15 protein-coding genes are annotated in these 19,352 nt (G+C 45.7%); 5 read left to right on the forward strand and 10 right to left on the reverse strand.

The genetic code is table 11. From position 1 onward, the window contains the following. Positions 1-205 precede the first annotated feature (205 nt). Positions 206-985, forward strand: a complete 780-nt coding sequence (locus NIAKO_RS25590; protein ID WP_014221354.1) for a tRNA(His) guanylyltransferase Thg1 family protein — start codon at positions 206-208, stop codon at positions 983-985. 37 nt (positions 986-1,022) lie between these two features. Here the strand turns inward: NIAKO_RS25590 and NIAKO_RS25595 are convergent, their stop codons facing one another. Then, positions 1,023-1,382, reverse strand: a complete 360-nt coding sequence (locus NIAKO_RS25595; RefSeq protein WP_014221355.1) for a TfoX/Sxy family protein — start codon at positions 1,380-1,382, stop codon at positions 1,023-1,025. A gap of 247 nt (positions 1,383-1,629) precedes the next feature. Here NIAKO_RS25595 and NIAKO_RS25600 point away from each other — a divergent pair, with 247 nt between their 5' ends. Next, positions 1,630-2,874: a WD40 repeat domain-containing protein gene (locus NIAKO_RS25600; RefSeq protein ID WP_014221356.1), complete on the forward strand. Its 1,245-nt coding sequence runs from the start codon at positions 1,630-1,632 to the stop codon at positions 2,872-2,874. A 506-nt stretch (positions 2,875-3,380) separates the two neighbouring features. On the opposite strand, the gene NIAKO_RS25605 is transcribed toward NIAKO_RS25600, so the two are convergent. Continuing rightward, positions 3,381-3,941 carry a porin family protein gene (locus tag NIAKO_RS25605; protein ID WP_014221357.1) on the reverse strand — a complete coding sequence of 187 codons (561 nt, stop codon included), beginning with the start codon at positions 3,939-3,941 and terminating at the stop codon, positions 3,381-3,383. A gap of 178 nt (positions 3,942-4,119) precedes the next feature. Between NIAKO_RS25605 and NIAKO_RS25610 the strand changes: the two genes are divergently transcribed. Next, complete coding sequence (locus NIAKO_RS25610; RefSeq protein ID WP_014221358.1) at positions 4,120-4,788, forward strand: FAD-binding oxidoreductase; 669 nt, start codon at positions 4,120-4,122, stop codon at positions 4,786-4,788. A gap of 98 nt (positions 4,789-4,886) precedes the next feature. Here the strand turns inward: NIAKO_RS25610 and NIAKO_RS25615 are convergent, their stop codons facing one another. From NIAKO_RS25615 to NIAKO_RS25635, 5 genes are all read right to left on the reverse strand, one after another. Then, entirely contained in the window at positions 4,887-5,663 is a 777-nt protein-coding gene (locus tag NIAKO_RS25615) for a rhomboid family intramembrane serine protease (protein ID WP_014221359.1), read from the reverse strand. A gap of 147 nt (positions 5,664-5,810) precedes the next feature. Next, on the reverse strand, positions 5,811-8,360 hold the full coding sequence (locus NIAKO_RS25620) for a TonB-dependent receptor (protein ID WP_014221360.1): 2,550 nt from the start codon (positions 8,358-8,360) through the stop codon (positions 5,811-5,813). 267 nt (positions 8,361-8,627) lie between these two features. Next, complete coding sequence (locus tag NIAKO_RS25625) at positions 8,628-10,178, reverse strand: RagB/SusD family nutrient uptake outer membrane protein (protein ID WP_014221361.1); 1,551 nt, start codon at positions 10,176-10,178, stop codon at positions 8,628-8,630. Between the two features lie 19 nt (positions 10,179-10,197). After that, complete coding sequence (locus NIAKO_RS25630; RefSeq protein WP_014221362.1) at positions 10,198-13,320, reverse strand: SusC/RagA family TonB-linked outer membrane protein; 3,123 nt, start codon at positions 13,318-13,320, stop codon at positions 10,198-10,200. A 96-nt stretch (positions 13,321-13,416) separates the two neighbouring features. Continuing rightward, a complete protein-coding gene (locus NIAKO_RS25635) occupies positions 13,417-14,457 on the reverse strand; it encodes a FecR family protein (RefSeq protein ID WP_014221363.1) in 1,041 nt (346 codons plus the stop codon). Positions 14,458-14,594: 137 nt separating this feature from the next. On the opposite strand from NIAKO_RS25635, the gene NIAKO_RS25640 reads away from it, so the two are divergent. Next, positions 14,595-15,218: an RNA polymerase sigma-70 factor gene (locus NIAKO_RS25640; RefSeq protein WP_165761271.1), complete on the forward strand. Its 624-nt coding sequence runs from the start codon at positions 14,595-14,597 to the stop codon at positions 15,216-15,218. A gap of 355 nt (positions 15,219-15,573) precedes the next feature. After that, on the forward strand, positions 15,574-16,260 hold the full coding sequence (locus tag NIAKO_RS25645) for a hypothetical protein (protein ID WP_014221365.1): 687 nt from the start codon (positions 15,574-15,576) through the stop codon (positions 16,258-16,260). Between the two features lie 224 nt (positions 16,261-16,484). Here the strand turns inward: NIAKO_RS25645 and NIAKO_RS25655 are convergent, their stop codons facing one another. Genes NIAKO_RS25655 through NIAKO_RS25665 form a run of 3 tightly spaced genes read right to left on the reverse strand, consistent with a single transcriptional unit; the run spans position 16,485 to position 19,350 of the window. Next, entirely contained in the window at positions 16,485-17,237 is a 753-nt protein-coding gene (locus tag NIAKO_RS25655) for an SDR family NAD(P)-dependent oxidoreductase (RefSeq protein WP_014221366.1), read from the reverse strand. A gap of 11 nt (positions 17,238-17,248) precedes the next feature. Continuing rightward, positions 17,249-18,595, reverse strand: a complete 1,347-nt coding sequence (locus NIAKO_RS25660; protein ID WP_014221367.1) for an MFS transporter — start codon at positions 18,593-18,595, stop codon at positions 17,249-17,251. Continuing rightward, on the reverse strand, positions 18,595-19,350 hold the full coding sequence (locus NIAKO_RS25665) for a polysaccharide lyase family 7 protein (protein ID WP_014221368.1): 756 nt from the start codon (positions 19,348-19,350) through the stop codon (positions 18,595-18,597). The genes NIAKO_RS25660 and NIAKO_RS25665 overlap by 1 nt, the downstream gene beginning before the upstream one ends. Between the last annotated feature and the right edge of the window lie 2 nt (positions 19,351-19,352).

Here is a 19,352-nt window from a genome sequence, read left to right on the forward strand (position 1 = left end):
TGTTTTATTGCACCGATAATACGCCAAATTAATTATCCGGTGACTATCAATGGGTTGATACATTACAACCGGATCATGTTTGTTCGCTTTTGATACAATGTTCGTACGGTTTTATTACAGGCATATCTGTTCTTTTAGTCTTAGTATATATATAAATTGTAATTTACCTGACTCTTTTAGAACTTCATTATAAAAGAATGGACAAATGAAATTTGATGACTTAGATATGATAATGCGGGTGTATGAAACCTCGCACGACCGTTCTGTGTTGCCGAACATGTATATCGTGGCAAGAATCGATGGCCGCAGTTTTACCAAACTTACCAAAGAGGTGCATAAATTCGAGGCGCCCTTTGATGAAAGATTTCGCGACATGATGGTTGAAACGGTTAAGCACTTAATGAATTGTGGCTTCAATGTAATTTATGGTTATACCGAAAGCGATGAAATTTCCTTACTGTTCAACTTTAATGAAATAGCATTTGGAAGAAAAACAAGGAAGTATATTTCAATCTTAGCCGGGGAAGCAAGCGCTAAATTCTCTTCCTTACTCGGTGCCGTTGGAGCTTTTGATTGCAGGCTTTCAGAATTGCCGAATAAGCAATTGGTGCAGGATTATTTCAGATGGCGGAATGAAGACGCACACCGCAATGCCTTGAATGCACATTGCTACTGGCGGTTGCGGAAAGACAATTTTTCCCAGGGCGAAGCCACAGCCAGGATCGAGGGCATCAGTACTGCCGCCAAGAATGAGATCTTATTCCAGTATGGCATCAACTTTAATGAATTGCCCAATTGGCAAAAAAGAGGGATTGGTGTTTACTGGAAAGACGTTAAGAAAGAAGGGTTCAACCCTAAAACGAATGAAACAGTATTGGTAAACAAGCGGGCGTTGTATACAGATTATGAATTGCCCATGCGGGATGAATACAACCTGTTCATCAAGGCGTTGATGGAAAAACACGAAGATCCTGTTATCATATAATTTAAGACGGGCGAAGCGGCGTTAACAAGTCGCTTCGCTATTTCTTCTTTGGCTTCGCTTTCTTCGACGCCTTTGCCTTTTCATTAAACGCAACGCACAGCCCCACCCAGTATTCAAAATCCTTTTTCGATTTAAACCCCTCCGGGTGGATATAACAATACCCTTTGTATTCCTTTCCTTTCATGATCATGGGTTGATAGCCATTCTTCTCGGCTACCTCTTCCGTCAACGCAGGATCAAACCGGCACATCAGGTTTTCGCCACTCACACTAACACACATTTTACCGTTCACCATAAAGGTGAGCCCCCTGAACATCTCTTTTTCATCAATTTTTAATTTGGGGAATTGCACCAGGTATTCCCGTATTCTGTCTGCCAGTTTCAAATCGTAGGCCATGAAGAGTTAATTTGAGTTATCACAAAAGGTCAGGTGGAATTTACAAAAAACTGTTCAATCAGTGTCATTCCTCCACACGCCTATGGGCGAAAATTGCACACTTATCGACCAAAACAACACACTTATTAAGTAATTATTATGGATTTTAAAATCTTGTTATAGTTTTACGGTTTGCAACTTTACTCAAACTGGATCGTCATAGATCTTGTAAGTCACATTTTGGGAAAATTAAAAAGGAATCGGCTGCATGAACTCGGCGGACAATATTCATTTATTGCAAACACAATGGAACATACAGGGGCATTCTTATGCAAGGGAGATAAATGCCCGGCTGGCATTTGTTGAGGAGCATGGCGTACACAACTGGACAGGCAGGGAACCTGCAGATAACCGCAATGAACTGGCACTGGAAGTTTTATCGCTTTTAAAGAAAGCCAACCGGGAAGGCACTGTTGACAGGTTCAGAGAATCTTACCCGCCCGCCCACGCCCCATTTATCAATATCATTCAGGAACAGGGACAAAACATAGAAAACCTATGTTATATAAATGAAAATACGATAGCGTTTGTGATCGGCTCCGCTTATGAAAAAAGAAGGGCCTATGTATTGACCAACAGGAACATTGAAAAGCTATCTGAATCCATCCAGGCAATTGGCCGTTCGCACCAGAATAATATTTACGCCATTGCAAAAACCAATTCTATAACAACTCATCAGAACTGGGCAGGAAGAAAAATAGCTGAGTTCAAATTACCGCCCATTGTTCCATTACCCATTTCACAACTCATTCCCTTTAACGACGGGTTATCCGTGCTGCTGGTTTCCTCCGAAGGCATTTACCTGCTCACCACCAGCGGCCATTCCATGATCCACCCCGTTCCTGATCCGGAAGATAAGGACTGGAGTTCTTATATAGACATGGAGCATGCGGCCCTATCGTATGACAATAACTTCATTGCTGTAGGCGACCAAACATCCGGCCACCGGATCCTGAACCGCACCGGCAGCCACATAGCCACCATCGATCCACAGTCATCTTATCCGCACTATGCGTTGTTCTCCAAAGACGGGCAACAGGTGTTACTGAACTCCTGCCATTTATATACCGGCACTACCATCAGTGTTCCCACGGCAACGTTTCCCGATATAAATACGGGTGTTGCCAGGCATTCCGTTATCGATAAAAACTGCCGGGTGTATGCCGCCGTTGCTACTTCGGCGTATTACATCTTTGGCGATGCCGCAGGCCACATTCAGGCATTTGATAAAGAAGGAAAAAAGTGCTGGCATTATTTTATAGGTTCTACCATAACCAGCATGACGATTTCTGAAGATGAAAAAACTTTATGGGTAGCTTCCTGTTCGGGTATCATCCATAAACTAAAGCTCAATGAAGGTCAGCGCGACAATCACATCATTGGCAATGGCAACCATTATGAAGAGTTCAGGGTAATTTTCTGGAAGAACGAACCGCAGCCACTGGTGTGGTAAACAAAAAAGCTTCCCCGGAGTTTGCACTCCAGGAAAGCTAATACACAAGGGCGCACACGGTTTCCAAAACTCACACCAACTTCATCCTATAGAATTTGCTTTGAGGGACTTGCCCTGCGGGCTGTCTTTATTATCGTACCATCAACTTTTGCGTATAGTCAATGAATACAAACGGGTTCGACTGCTGCTTGCAACTGCAGCAATAACAGTTAAGGGAGGGGCTTATGTAAATAATACAGGGAAATTACATTACGTAGAGTATTCTGATAGTATAACCGGGAATGGTTACGATGTTCATCAATGTTGAAGAAGGGATACATTGACAAAGCAAATTTAGTTGTCGCGATAATTACTGCTGTCCTGGTCGGCTGTTTTTATTTGTTAACATTATAAAAAAGTAAATTGTGAGTAGTGCAGTAATAAATCAGCGGCGCAGCTGGCAGAGATGAAATCTGCAAGGCTGCGCCGCTTTCATTAAAGTGTAGCTTTTTGAAAAAAAGTATTTCCTAGTGATGGAACTGGTAGAAAAGACCCAATTGCCATACCCGGTTCTTGAAATCATTGGTGTTGCTTTTCGTAACATCAGTAAGACCCATGTTATAACGGGCATCCACGCCCAGGCCGCTATGGCTAAGATAGCTGGCGCCAAACACCCATCCAAAGTCGGCGTTACTGAAGTTGTCTACATCCGTTTCTGTATGACCACTTTTGAAACTGGAGGTTGTTAAAATGCCTAACTGGGGTCCGGTTTGTAATCTAAATCCATCGGCAAACATGTATTGCGCCAACACAGGAACGTTAATATAATTCAATCTTAATTTGCCATCGTTATATTCAGCACCTTGTGTACTGTACACTATTTCTGGTTGAACGGCAAATGCCCGGGTGAGATGGATATGAGCAAGACCGCCGAGATTAAACCCGGTTTTTGCATCTGCTTTATTGTCGGCATTTTCATCTTTGATATTTGCAAAGTTAACACCGCCTTTTATACCATACTCAACGTGTTGCGCACTCGCAACTTTAATCAGCAATAACAGCGCTGCTGAAATAATAATTCTCTTCATAATGCTGGTTTAATTTAACAATATGTAATAGTTATTGCAAATGAAATACCACCACACCCTTTCCGCCTTAGCGTTGTTATAACCCATTGAAAAATACAAACTTCGCACTGTGGAAGATTTGGGGAATATGCGGGTAAATCTGTAGATTGCTTATAATATTTTCTAAAAACAAGCCATTATGGAATCGCATATTGTTAAAATAAAGACCATCAAACAGGTTACACACGATGTAAAAAGTTTTCGCATGGAGAAACCTGCTGGTTATGTTTTCAAACCCGGGCAGGCAACCGAAGTAGCCATTAATAAAGAAGGCTGGAAAGAAGAGCGAAGACCATTTACGTTTACCTCATTGAATAACGAACCCACTCTTGAGTTTACGATAAAACGATATGCCGAACATAAAGGCGTTACCAATCAGCTCCATCAACTGGTGCCCGGCGATGAATTGATCCTGCACGATGTATGGGGTGCCATTGAATTCAAAGGGCCTGGTTATTTTATTGCCGGCGGCGCCGGCATAACACCCTTCCTCGCCATCCTCAGACAATTACATCGCGACAATCAGATAGCGGGCAACACCCTGTTCTTCTCCAATAAAACCGCAGGCGATATTATTTATGAAAGCGAGTTGAAAGATATCCTTGGCAACAACTTTATCAATATCCTAAGTCGCGAACCAAAAGAAGGATATGAAAGCGGCAAGATAGATGAACCTTATCTGCGTTCACACGTAACCGATTTTAATAAACATTTTTATGTGTGCGGACCTGATAAAATGATTAGTGACATTAATGGTACTTTAGAGAAGCTGGGCGCGAAACCGGATGCTGTTGTTTTCGAAAAGTAACTGTTATTAGGTTCTCAGGTTATTAAGTTCTTAGGTTCCAAACCCAATAACTTAATAACCTAAGAACTTACAAACTCAATAACCTGATAACTTACGAACTATATAAATCTTCCTCTGGAAGCCTTCGCCACTCTCTTCCTCGAAATATAATCCTTGCCAAACCAGCCTACTAATAACAAACCAACAATAAACCCGCCAATATGCGCGGCATAGGCAACACCACCAGCGTCATCGCCGCCTAAAGCGCCTAAGCCGTTCACTACCTGGAAGGCAAACCAAACGCCTACGGCGATAAAGGCCGGAACCGAAATGATAATAAAGAAGGTAAGCAGATGGACCCGCTTACCGGGGAATAATCGCAGGTAAGCCCCCAGCACGCCGGAGATAGCGCCCGAGGCGCCCAGGCTGGGGATCAGCAAACTTGGGCCAAAGATCAAAGTGCTGAACACATGGCACAAACTGGCCAGTGCCCCACATAACAAATAAAAGAAAAAGTATTTTATATGGCCCATCGCATCTTCCACATTATCGCCAAAGATCCATAAATAGAGCATGTTCCCGGCCAGGTGCGCAATGCCGCCGTGCATAAACATAGAGGTAAATAAGGTAAGAAAAACCGGGATGTTGGTGGGCCCTAAACCCGGGTATTCGGTAACATTCCCGGTAATGGGATCCTTCTCCATCAATGACTGGGTAACAATATCGCGGCCGGTCAGGATCTCGGCAGGAACGGTGGAATAACCCAGGGTTACCTCGGAGTTATGACCCCATCGCTGCCAGTATATAAACACAAATACATTCAACGCTATAAGCAGGTAATTCACTATAGGAAAAGTTTTCCTGTCTCTGTTGTCATCACCAATGGGAAAGACCATATCTTTTTACCAAATTTAGGCAAAAGATGTAACGGGTTACTAAATACCGGTTGCAGGTTACAAGTTTCAGGTTACAAGGCCTGGGTAGTTCGTTTTCCCTGCAACCTGTAACCTGCAACCTGCAACGGCACCATTACCCACAATTCATCACTTTAATGTATAAGTAAGTGTAGTATAATAAAACCCACCTATCTGCGGCCCGCCCAGGATAGAATAGTAATAATGGTTCAGGAAGTTGGTGGCGCCCAGTTTTACGGTAAATCCTGTTTTGTTAAATGCGTATTGCGCCATGGCATCGGCATTGAAAACCGCCGGAACAGTTCCATTTACCAGGAACGACTGATAGTAGAAATTGCTTTGATACCTGGCCGATAAAGAAAAGCCCAGGCCCTTGTATACATTCGCGCCTCTTATGCCGCCGTTCACCATCCATTTGGGTGTATTGAAACCATCTTCCAGTCCGTCATTGGCGCTTGTTCTTTTCAACGTCTGGTAACTGGCATTTCCGAACAGGGAGTAGCGATTATCGATCAGGTACAACAGATCGATCTCGGTGCCATAATTATGAACAATGGTTTTGGAGTTGGTCCACAGGCGATAGCGGGCCTGCTTATTTTTATCATACAGGTACGCAGGAATCTGGGCGCTGTCGGTAGTATTGGGTACACTGCCTTCGATCTGGGCAATAAAGTTTGAATAGAAATTGTAGTAGAAATCCACATCCACCGAGAACCGGCCGTTAAACAGAATGGACCGGTAGCCCACTTCAAAGGAGTGCATTTGTTCCGGTTGCAGATACGTATAGGTGTTATGCACCAAAAGGCCTTTATTCTTTTCAATGGCAGCGGCCTGGCTCAGTCCGGAGGTATTTACATCTTTATTCACGGCTGCGGTAAATGCGTCGATAGAGCTTTTCAACCAGGTGTTTTCAAATACCCCATTCGACATCACTTTCAATCCCCCTACCCTTTTTACACCACCGCTGTTGATATTGGAGAACCCTTCAAAGATGCTGGGGAACCGGTAACCGTTCTGATAAGAGAACCGCACAAAATCATTGCGGGTTAACCCGTATACGGCAGTAAGCCGGGGATTCCATTTCAAATTGAAATATTCATAACCGGTGCCACGCAACACAGCGCTTACCTGCAATTTATCGTGCAGCAATCTTTTTGAGGCTTGCACAAAAAGACCATAGCTGGTATAGTTTAAATTATGTCCTGAGTCGGTGGGATTGATAAAGTAATTTCCATCAGGTACAATGATATAGTCCCTGAAATCGGCGCCCACATGCAGATCAAAAGCGGTGTGCAATGCTTTACCCAGGTCAAACGATCCTTCGGTATGCACCAGGCGGGCTTTTACTTTTAAGGCCGCGCCAATGTCCCAGTTATTGATCTCCTGTAATTGTTTCAGTTTGTCTTTAAAAGCATCAGTGCCTGGCTGGTACCTGCCATTATCTGCCGCATCACGGGCCGCGTGCAGGGCGGCTGCCGCATCTGCTTTTGTTGAATAGGCCGTATTAAATGCATTGGTAAAATCTGCATACCATTTGTTGTTGTCTTTAAAACTCAGGTCCAGGGTTTCGGCCGCAGAGCGCAGGTTGTAAGAATGGCCGGTATTTTCTGAAGTAATGTATGCCCTTGCCTGAAACAGGGAATTCCTAAACTGCACAATATGCTGTTGCAATAAATAATCCTGCAGGCGAAAACGGTTGGAACGTTGATACGTATTGTTCAGAAATGCAGTGCGGTAGGTATAAGAGAGCTGTGAATTTTCTGTAGGTCTGAAATAAAGCGATACATCACCCTTTACATTTTGCAGGTTGTAATCGGCTACATCGCGCTCGTAATAACCAGTGCGCGCCACCACGTAATTCTTTCCGGCCAGGGTAAGCGTTTTGCGGTTGGAGGATTCATTGCCATAACCATTTACGGCATCATAAGCCGGGTTATCGGCCCCATATAAATTGGTAGTAGCATTGCCGGTGGGGAACAGATCGCTCCGGTTATCGGCCACCCAGTCGTAGCCGCGGTTATATCCCGCATTTATTTTAAAAGCCCATTTTGTTCCTATAACCTTTGCCCAGCGCAGGTTGGTTTCGTTATACAACCGGGCCGATACATCATTGGGGTCGTTTACATGGTTCACGGCAATCTGTTGCTGTATGCTGAACCCCTGGGTGATGAATGGATCTTTCGTTGTAAAGTTCGCCAGTCCGTTGGTAGCGTTCATGCCATATAAGGCCGAGGCCACCCCCTGTATTACTTCCACATGATCGATATCCAGGTCACCGGGTGATAACGCATTGGCAATGGGCGCACCAATATGGGGGCTTTGGTTATCGATATTATCTATCATTTGTACAAACCGCACATTGGTGGTATTGGAGAAACCCCGGGTATTGATGATCTTAAAACCCATGCCGGGTACGATCATATGCACGCCTTTCATAGTGCCAATGGCATCAAAGAAGTCGTGCCCTGTGGTCTGTTGTATTTGGGAATTGCTCAGTTTTGAGATGCTTACGGGAGCGGCGAGCTGCTTTTCCTGTAAGCGGGATGCGGAGATAACGATTTCCTGCAATACGTGTACTTTGTGAGTGGTGTCTGTTTCAGGTGTTTGTTCCTGCGCAAACAGCGTAATAGCCGATAAAGAACACGCTATCACACATAGCATCTTTTTATCATAACCCATATCTAAGCAGTTGTTTCGTTATTTCCTTAAATACACAACGCGAAGATAGGGGGTTTTAGGTAGAGTTGACCAGTTGACCGGTTGACCAGTTTACCAGGAAGAAATCCGGGCAGCAGGCAGTAGGCTGAAAAATTTAAGGGCGAGAACCAGGAAACCCGGTTCTCGCCCTGTTTTATTTTACATCTCAGTTTTGCCCGCTATCAACCTTATCAACGCCATCAACTTGTCAACTCGTTAACTGATCAACTGGTCAACTGGTTAACTCAATTACGGGTTTGGAGTTAATTTAGTATTCAGGTCTAAATCAGTTTGAGGTATTGGGAACAACAGGTTATGCCCGGTTACCACATGTGAATCTGAAGGCAGGTAGCCTAATTCCTGGCGGATCTTTACCCCAAAGGCATTGATCACGGCCAGGGCATTGGTTTTTCCTGAACGTAACAGGTCTTCCCAACGATGGTCTTCAAATGCCAGTTCTACGCGGCGTTCGTGGAAAATGATAGTTTTCAGCTGCGCCTGGTCGGTAGTGGTAATGGCGGTAAGCCCGGCCCTTGTTCTCACTTTATTTAATGGCACCAATGCATCGGCCGGTTTGCCCTGCTCGTTCAACGCTTCAGCCAGCAGCAATAAGGCTTCTGAATAACGGTAAACAGGAAAATCATCACTGGAGCCTGTAGTAAACGGCAACGGAGCATGCAGGTATTTTTTTATGTACGGGATGCCGATCTTTCCGGCAGCAGGCGTATAATTAAGGATACTTTTAGCAGCTGAATAGGTGAAGTAATAACTGCCATCATAGGCGCCTTCAATAATACCTATGGAGGCATCGAGGCGTTTGTCGTTAGCTTCAAAATCCGCAATCAAATCGCTGCTGGGGGTGTTCCAGCCGCCCGATCCTGTATTGTCTGTTGTGATGCCGGTTAACAACGTTGCGTTTTTGCTGCGGGGAATAAATGCTATGGAAAGTGGATTGGGGGTAACGCCCGTAGTGGTGGTAGGCCCGCCCAGGAACTGGATCGCAAACAGTGATTCGGTACCGTTGTTATTGGCCGGTAAAAAAGCATCGGCATAATTGACATACAAACTATAACCCATAGCTGGCAGCGTATTCAATAAGGCTTCCACATCGCTCCAGCGCTTTTGCTGGGAATAAACATCGGCCAGCAGCATGGTGGCCGCGCCTTTGGTGGCAATACCCGTTTGCGGGAACTTGCCTGGGAGCGCCAGCTCATTCACCGCATCCTGCGCATCGGCAATGATCTGCTGATAAATAGTGTCAACACCTGTTCTGGGAATAAAAGCGTCATCTGCTTTTTCAACTACCTTCAGGAACAAAGGCAGGGCGCCATATAATTGCACCAATTTATAATAGTTCAGCGCACGCAGGAATTTGGCCTGTCCGTCGATGCTCCTGCGTACGGAGTCGGAAATATTGGGCGCCTGCAGCAGACTTTGAATGATCACATTGGCGCGACTGATGCCGGTATAACTGTGCTGCCAGGTAGCATTGGCATAGGCGTTGGTACTGGTATTGGTGAAATCGGCAATATTCCTTCGCTGTACATAGGCCGTTCCCTGATCGGGATATGGCTGATAAATAGTGTTATCGCTATGCATTTCCGAAGTAAAAAAATCGTTCACCAGTACATCGCGCAAGGGGGCATACGCCGCTATAATGGCCGACTGGAACTGGGTTTCTGTTTTATAGAAATTATTGGCCGTATATGTATCAGGAGGCGTGAGTTGTATAAAATCCTTTTTACAGGCCACTGCTCCGCTCAGTAAAAAACCGGTGATAATAAGCTGTATTCTTTTCATTATACCTGGATTGAAAGATTTATTTGATAGACAGGTTTACACCAAGGGAAAAAGTTCTGGGAATAGGATAGGCATTTTCGTCAACACCCACTCCCTGTGTTGGATCGGTATTGCTCACATTAGCTTCGGGGTTCATGCCCGTATACTTAGTGAAAATGTAGGCCTGCTGTATGGAGGCGTACACCCGGCACGCATTCAGCCAGGGAACGCTTTTCATTCTGATGGTATAACCCAACGCTATATTCTTTAAGGCCAGGTAAGAACCATTCTCTATCCATTGTGAATTCACCTGCCGTCCCATGGCCGTAGTTCCGCTTTTAGTACGTGGATACATGCCCGAACCAGGTTCATCTACCGAACGCCAGTGGTCAAGCGCTGCTGCCAAAGGAACACGGCTGCCATCCATATTGGTTTGGTAAGCCCATTTGGCCGCATTCAGAATTTTACCACCTACTGAATACGTCATGTCGATGTTGAGGTCAAAATTTCCGTAAGCAAACCGGTTCACCAAACCACCGGTAAAAGTGGGTGTAGGATTGCCAATGAACGTACGGTCGTTCACATCGTCAATAACGCCATCGCCATTGATGTCTTTCACTTTTATGGTACCTATATCAGAATTACCATTGGGATTGCCGGCGGTAACCTGGTATTTGGCGCTCTTGGCCAGGTCGGCCGCATCTTTGTATAATCCTTCGTATACGAACCCGTAAAACTCACCCAGGTGATGCCCCACCTGCTGGCGGTAATAGTCACTCGAAACGGTAGTATTGCGGCGAATGAAACCGGGATCAACCAGGTTAGTGATGAGGTTCCGGTCCATTGACAAAATAAGCGTGGTATTCCATTTCAGCTTTCTTCCTTCCAGGTTAACTGTATTGACAGTGAATTCATGTCCCCACATTTTAAGGGCGCCAACGTTCGAGATGATCTGGGTAAAACCGGAAGAAGTAGGCAGCGGACGCTGTTGTATAAGACCATCAGTGACCTTATGATAATAGTCGTATGTAAAGCTGATGCGGTTGTCGAAAAGATTAAGATCAAAACCAATATCGAATTGCCTGTTGCGCTCCCATTCCAGGATGCTATTGCCCACATTGCTGATGGTTTGGCCCTGCGTTACCACATTGTTTAAGTCGTAATAATAGGTGCCAATGGTAGCCTGGGAAAGATAAGAGTCAAAGAAGTTGTTACCCGTTACGCCATAGCTTGCACGTACTTTCATGAAGCTGATGGCGGGGATCTTATTCATAAAACGCTCATTGCTGACGATCCAGCCCGCCGATACGGAGGGGAAATTACCATATTGTTTATCCCAGCCGAATTTCGACGACCCATCGCGCCGCATGGCTACCGAAAGCAGGTATGTTTTTTTGTAGTCGTAATTCAACCGGCTAATGGTGGACAATAAGGAGTACGCACCGCCGGAGCTGCTGCCCGAAGTGCTGGAGGCAGCGTTCAAATAAGTGAGGTCATCACTGGTAAAGCCCGATCCGCTAACGCTGTTGCTGTAGGTACTGAATTTTTGTGCCGAATAGCCCGCCAGCGCTTCTATGTTATGGTCTTTGGCAATTGTTTTCTTATACACCAGGTAGCCCTCTGCCGTCCACGAATAATTGTCTACCGCCGAGCTTGCACCGGTTGGCTGTCCCTGGGTAGCACCCACTAACCCGCCCTGGAAATATTTTCTTGTTTCGCCGCCTTTATCAACACCAATATTGGTTTTTACAAATAAGCCGGGAATAACTTCCAGGTTAGCATATGCATTCCCAAGCAGGCGCGTGGTATAATAGTCGTCGTTGGTGAGGTTATAAATTGCCAGCGGGTTTATATACGACACCATCCCGGGGGATGATACATTACGTACATAACTGCCATCGGGGTTATAAGGTGAGATCAACGGGCTTGCTTCAAAAAAGCGCTCGAAATACCCGCTCACGCCATCGGTACCCAACCGGTTATTATGGTCAACGCGGTAGCTGGGCGCCAGGTTCACCCCCATTTTAAGGCGTTCGTTGATAGCCGACACTTCATGGTTGAAACGCGCGCTGTATAACCTGGTGCCATTGTTTATGATAACCCCCTGCTGCTCCTGGTAACCAAGCATGAAAAGCGACCTTGAATGTTCACGCGCCCCTTGCATAACCACATCGATATTGTACATGGGGGCAGCACGCGTCAACAGCTTGTACCAGTTAGTACCTGCACCATATTTGCCGGGATCTGCGTAGGTAGTGTCATAATCTTTTGTAAACGTGGTGGCCGGTTCATAGATCCTGGCGTCGTCTTCGCGCTCCTTCATGAAGGTAGCAAACTGCCGGGCATTCATCATTTTTGGTACGCGCTCCATGGGAATTTTCTGCGTGGCGTAATAAGAACTTACTTCCACACTGGGGCCTCCCTGTTTGGCATGCCGGGTAGTGATCATCACCACGCCGTTGGCAGCTCTTGACCCATATAAAGCGCTGGATGCGGCATCCTTCAAAAAGCTGTAACTCTCGATCTCCGCAGGATTGATATTATTGATACTTCCGGTTACCGGTATTCCATCCACCACAAACAACGGCTGATTGCTGGAAGTAAAAGAGGCGGCGCCACGAACGATAAAACCGATGCCCCGTCCCGGCTGACCACTGGTTTGGTTCACCTGAACACCTGCTACCTTTCCCTGCAATTGTTGCGCAAACTGCGATACCGGCATATCCTGTAACGTGGATGATTTCACTTCCGCAATGGCGCCCGATACCAGTGACCGGCGCTGGGTACCGTAGGTGACCACCACCTGGTCGAGGATATTGGAGGCAGGCGACATGCGAACAAACAAACTGTTGTTATCGGTGGCAGTTACCACGAATGAACGTTTAATGAAGTTTTTATACCCAAAACTTTGCACCAGCACATCGTACTTGTTGCCGGCTTTCAGGTTCAGCATCGCGAAGTTTCCGTTCTTATCGCTGTAAGTGCGTACCGTATCCGTAGTTCCGCTTGGGTTCACAGATATTATTGAACCGGCTACCGGATCTCCGCTTTCATCCAGTACCACGCCCGTTATTTTGGCCGATTGCTGGGCCGAAGCTGGTATACTCAGGAACGCCAGTCCCAGGTATACAGCCCATCTTAAAATCTTGGTTCTTGTTTGCATTGTATAATTTCGGTTTTGTGCAATAGGCGGCCTGTCCGCCATCCCGATAGCTATCGGGAGGCGAGATAATTTGCCTAAGAGATAACTGATAAATTTCTACTGTTTACTGATTACAATACGATCACGCTCTTTTTTGAATGACAGGTGGTTACTGTTGCAGATCACTTTTAGCGCGAGGTCCAATTCATCGGTAGCCTGGAAATCGCCTGTGAACGACAAACCCTGTACTTCAGCTTTATCGTATAGGATGGAGGTTTTATAGTATTTGCCCAGCCGCTCAAAAACTACAGCCAGGCTTGTTTTTTCAAAAGAAAGCGCCATGGTGATCTCGCTTTCGGAGATCCTGTTTGGCAGTTGTTTGCTGCCGGGCATGATGCGGGCAAATTGTTTGGTGGTGGTATTGATCCTCAATTCCTGCCCCGGCGTTAAGTACACTTTTTGTAAGGCCATGCCTGCATCGGCGGTCGCATTCACTACTATTTTCCCTTTTAACAGCCTGATAGAAACAACATGCCGGGTGCCATCTACAATAAACCGCGTGCCCAACGCAGTGGTGGCAAAACCATTGGCCGTTACCGTAAAGGGTTTGGTGGAATCATGTGTAACTTCAAAAAGTGCGCGCCCCTGCAATTGTATATTACGGGCATGGGCTTCAAAGTGCTCCAGGTAGCTGATACTGCTGCCAGGTGTCAACAGTACTACAGAATGGTCGGGCAACGTAAGTGTATCCTCGCCCGGTTTGGTGTTTTTTCTTGTCACCTGGTTTTCAACCACAGGCTTTTGCGCTACCACCTGTTTTCCGGCAACGGCAGTGACCGGTTTTGTTGAAAGACTATTGTATAATACGAGCGTTCCGGTAAGTACCACCAGTGCCGCCACCGCAATTTTTACAAACCGCATCCGCCTCACGACAGCTCCCCGCTGTTGCCCGTATTCAGCTAATTGTATATTATTTATTATAGACCTGAACAGCCCGGCCTTGTAGTCGGAAGCCCCGTCGCTATTGTCGTTCTCAAAAAGCGGCCCGCCCGCTTCTCCCTGTTGCTTATACCAGTTGGCATACTCCTGCAGCTCCTCTTCTGTAGCTGTATTGGTAAGAAACCTGTCGAGTAAATATTGCAACCGGTCGTTGGTCATGCCCTGTGCTTTTTTTTATTATCTCACAACCCGCCATTTCCCCCCATGCCCTCCCCGATAAAAAAAATCATTTCATTTTAAGTTTACCATATCTTCATCATAAGATAATATTGAGTTTTTTTATATTGCGGATACTTTTGCTGCCAAATCTGAAAAAAATCTCTAATAGTAGTAACCATACCGCTTCTCTACTATGGACTGCGATACGACAGGGCGATGAAAAAGCCTTTGAACTGTTGTATAATAATACCGTACTGCCCCTCACCAACCAGGCTTATAATATTTTAAAGGACAAAGAACTCGTAAAAGACATTCTGCAGGATGTGTTTGTAAGTTTATATACCCGGCGCAACGAACTGCCCACCGACCTGAACATTGTTGGGTACCTGACCAATGCGGTAAAATATAAAGTATCCACCCATTTGCGCGACCAGCTTTCGCGCCATACGCATCATGTAAACATGCTGAACCAGGAACAACAGACTGCCTTTACCCAGCCGTTCCCTTATGAACAAAGGGAATTGAAGAACCGCATCCGGGAAAGCATCGATACCCTGCCTGAAAAATGCCGGCAGGCATTTATGCTGAACCATTATGGCAGCATGAGCTATAAAGACATTGCGCAGGAAATGGGCATCTCCGTTAAAACAGTGGAGAAACATATCGGAAAAGCCCTGCAGGTTTTACGCAGGGAATTGAATGAAGAAAAACTGATCCCGGTTGCGCTGATACTTTTGAGTACACTCCCGCAGAATCTGTAGCCATTTTCAAACAGGTCACCCCGTTATAACTGCATTTGAAGTATTTAATAAAACAATTTAGCCATATAAGCTTGCATCCATAAAATGTTTCTTCTATATTTGCCTCGTTAAAATACAGCAGCTAATAAAATAGTTGCAAACCCCAATAATCCATGCTATGAAAAACAACTCTTACTTCAAGGCACCGCCCTTCACACACCATTTTATCGTTTTGCTTACTAATTAGCACCGCACATTCACGTTCTTAATAATGACCGCCGTATCACACAGTAGCGGTATGGCCGGTTATTGCCCTATACAGAAACCCGACGCAGACATTTTTAATTAACCCCTAACTATTAAAAGGAAAATTTAGATGAAAAAGTTATTGATCGTTCTCGGTGTATTTGCAATTGGTTCTTCGCTTGTGTCTTGTAATAAAAAATTAAAAGACGACATCAACGACCTGAAAAGCCAGGTAAATGATTTAAAGAATCAAAACGACTCCCTGAAAACTTATAACTCCACTTTACAACAGCAAATGAATGGAGTAATCAATTCACTGGGGTCTGATGAGCCAATTACTGCGACTACCACTTTCACGGATAATTCAGGAGCTACCAGAACAGTTACCGGTACTTACAGATTCAAGTCATCTGATTATTCTACACAAAAAGCGATTAAAAACAGCGACGGCTCTTACGACATTTATGTTGAACGTTTCAGCGACGTAAGCTGGTATGAAGGTGCATGGGTTAGCTTTAACTACAACCCAACTACCAAGGCAGTTACTAACATAACTGGTGGACAATACTGGAACGACGAAGATCCTTACAGAAACAATGCCTATTATTATAGCTCTTACTCTGGTACTGGTCTTACTTTAACTATCACTGTTAATAGTTTTGATACTGCAACCGGCGCCATTTCTTTTAAATTTGCCGGCGCAGGAACAGCTGACTATACCAACGCAGTTAGCATCTCGTATTCACCTAATCAGGGAAAACCAGAAGCTACCAATTTCAGCTTTGCAGGTAAATTGAGAATTTTTACTACAAACTAATTATTTGTAATAGAATGGGCCGTCCCGATTACATCGGGACGGCTTTTTTATTTTGTACCCGTCGTCCGCGTGCCGCTGAAGCTTTAGCGTAGGCGGGCAAAAAAACCCGCCGGCAGGTGCCAACGGGTTAGCTCTGATGTATCGGTGAACAAGACCTGTCAGGTGCGCTTCAACATCTTGCCTGACCTGCAAGCCGGGGCGCACCTGACAGGTCTTATTGTACATTATGAAAAGTAAGTACCGCCGTTGATATCAATATTGGCGCCGGTGATAAAGCTGCTTTCATTACCGGCCAGGTAAGCTACCAGGTCGGCCACTTCAGTCGCCTGCCCTTCTCTACGTAAAGGTGTTCCATTGGCCACCGCTGTACGTACTTCAGGTTTGGTAAAGGTATCATGGAAGGTAGTGGCTATCATGCCCGGGTCTACCGCATTTACCCGGATCCCTTTTGGCCCCAGTTCTTTGGCCATAGCGCGGGTAAACGTTGCAATCGCACCTTTTGAAGTAGCATAGGCCGATGCGCCAAAACCACCGCCATCACGTCCGGCCTGTGAAGAGAAATTAATGATGCTGCTGCCTGCAGGCATATACGGCGCCACTTCTTTTGTCATTAAAAAAGCCGACTTCACATTCAATGTGATCACCTGGTCCCAAAATTCTTCATCCATGTCGGCAATGAGTTTACGGGCCACCATGCCACCTGCCACATTCGCCAGGATGTGGATCTCATGTCCAAAAGCACGTTTTGTTTCTGTTACCAATCGCACCACTTCTTCGCGTTTGGTGATATCCGCTTTTACAAGAATTCCTTCCCCACCGGCCTTTTTTATCAATGCGAGCGTTTCTTCGGCCAGTTCCACACTGCTGTTATAATTCACCACCACTTTTGCTCCTTCCTGTGCCAGCTTTACCGAAACGGCCCTGCCTATATCTCTTGCACCGCCGGTTACTATTGCTACTTTTCCTGTAAGTTTCATTATGGATGTTTTTAGGTTAATTCAATACTTTTTTTTGATGTTATAAAGGTTATACATACCCAGGCAATGGGCACCATGGCCGCACCCATTATAAAAAAAGAGGTATAACCGGTGCGGGTAATTACGGGTACTAACCATGTGGTAATGAGTGTTCCAACCACGGCTGCGGTGCCACCCATGCCGGCTACCGTGCCCACATTCTTTCCATTGAAGTAATCGCCGGGCAAGGTTTGCAGGTTGTTGATCAGGAATTGAAACCCAAACAGGGTGATGCTGATCAAAGTGATGGCCAGGGAAATATTGTCTTTTAAATGATCGAGATAAGCAGCCACCACAATCAGCGAGGCCAGCATTAAGATAGAACCGATGGTCATGGCGCGTTTTCTGGCTTTGGCGGCGGTCATGCCTCTTTTGATATAGTAAGAAGAAAAGAAACCGCCACTCAAACCGCCAATAGCGGCAAATAAATACGGTACCCAGGCAAAAGCGCCGATCTGTTTCATATCAAAATGATACTGCTCTTTTAAAAACGTGGGAAGCCAGGTTACAAACAACCACCATACGGGATCAATAAAGAAGCGCGAACTGATAATACCCCAGGTATTTTTAAACTGTAATAATTGCTTCCAGGTATATATGGTTGATTCCGGAACCGGGTTCTTTGTATCGGTATTACAGGCCTGAATGTGCTGCTGTTCTTCTTTGGTGATCCAGGGATGTTTATCGGGTGTTTGTTTATTGATCAGCAGCCAGGGAATGATCCACACTATGCCTAATACGGCGATAGCAGCAAACGTGATCTTCCACCCAACGGCCAGGAACAAATAAGCGATCACCGGGGCAGCCACCACACTTCCCAATGAAGCGCCGGCCCCAAAAATACCCTGCGCAATGGCCCTCTCTTTTGCCGGAAACCATTCGGCATTACTCTTGGTAGCGCCGGGCCAGTTGCCTGCCTCACTCACCCCCAGCAAAAAACGAAAGACACTGAACGATAAAATACTTTTGGCCAGCGCATGCAGTGCAATGCTGATACTCCAGCCAATAATGGAAACCGTCATCCCCAGGCGGGTGCCAATGGCGTCCATCAGTTTTCCTGTTACAGTTTGACCGATGGCATAGGCTACCATAAAGAACGTAGTAATAAAAGCCAGGGCGCTTTTGCTGTCGGCATCGGCAATCCCAAAGTCTTTATAAATATAGGGCCACATAAAATTGATGGCGCCGCGATCGATGTAATTGATGATGGTAGCCAGCGCCACCAACCCAACTATATACCACCGCAAGCCTTTTATCTTAAATGCCGATTTTGTAACCGGAACGCTGGCCGTTTGTTCTATGGGTTGTGTTACTTTCATTATTGATGTGTTACGGTCACTTTATAGATCACTACTTCACCATAAGCATCACAGCTTTCTCCTGCAACTTTTTTCCGGCCCTGGCAATTTGATTGTACATAGGCGCCGGCTTTAAAATAAGCGCCGGAAAAATGCACGGGATAGGTTTCTGCCAACGCATCGTTGTAGTAACTTTTCACTGCCCCGTTCGCCACTTCAAACTTTACCCTGAACCGGGTGCCCAATTCATAGTCCCTCGTCAACACAGCGCCATCGGCGCCATTGTGATCGATGAATAATTTCTTTCCTTCCAGTCTGAACACGATCACATCATCATTAGCATCGTGGATCTGTCCGGCCACGATATGCGGTTTTACCACCGGCAGGTGCGTAATGGCCTGTTCAATTTCCATGGTATGTGTACCAGCGTCAGACGACCAGCTGGCGCCGCTTTTTCCATTGTTGATCATTTCGCGCAATTCGCTTCGCGGAAAACCGGAGCCACTGGTGGTAACACCACCGCAATTGGCGCGAAACACTACGCCGGTATTGTTCTCATTGTTATGGAACCAGGGATCGATCGTATACGTAGCCAGCTTCGGTTGTTTTATTTCATCGGAGGTACCGTTCTTATCTTCATCCAGCGGCGTATTCAGTTTCCAGTTGGTGAGGTTCAGCACCGTGGCGGGATAGCTTTCTACGGGCTTACTGATACCTGAGGTAGTTACACAGGCAATCGCGCACAGGGCAATAAGCAATTCGTTCTTTCCTTTCATAT

The organism is Niastella koreensis GR20-10 (genome assembly GCF_000246855.1).
In the GTDB taxonomy this organism is placed as follows: domain Bacteria; phylum Bacteroidota; class Bacteroidia; order Chitinophagales; family Chitinophagaceae; genus Niastella; species Niastella koreensis.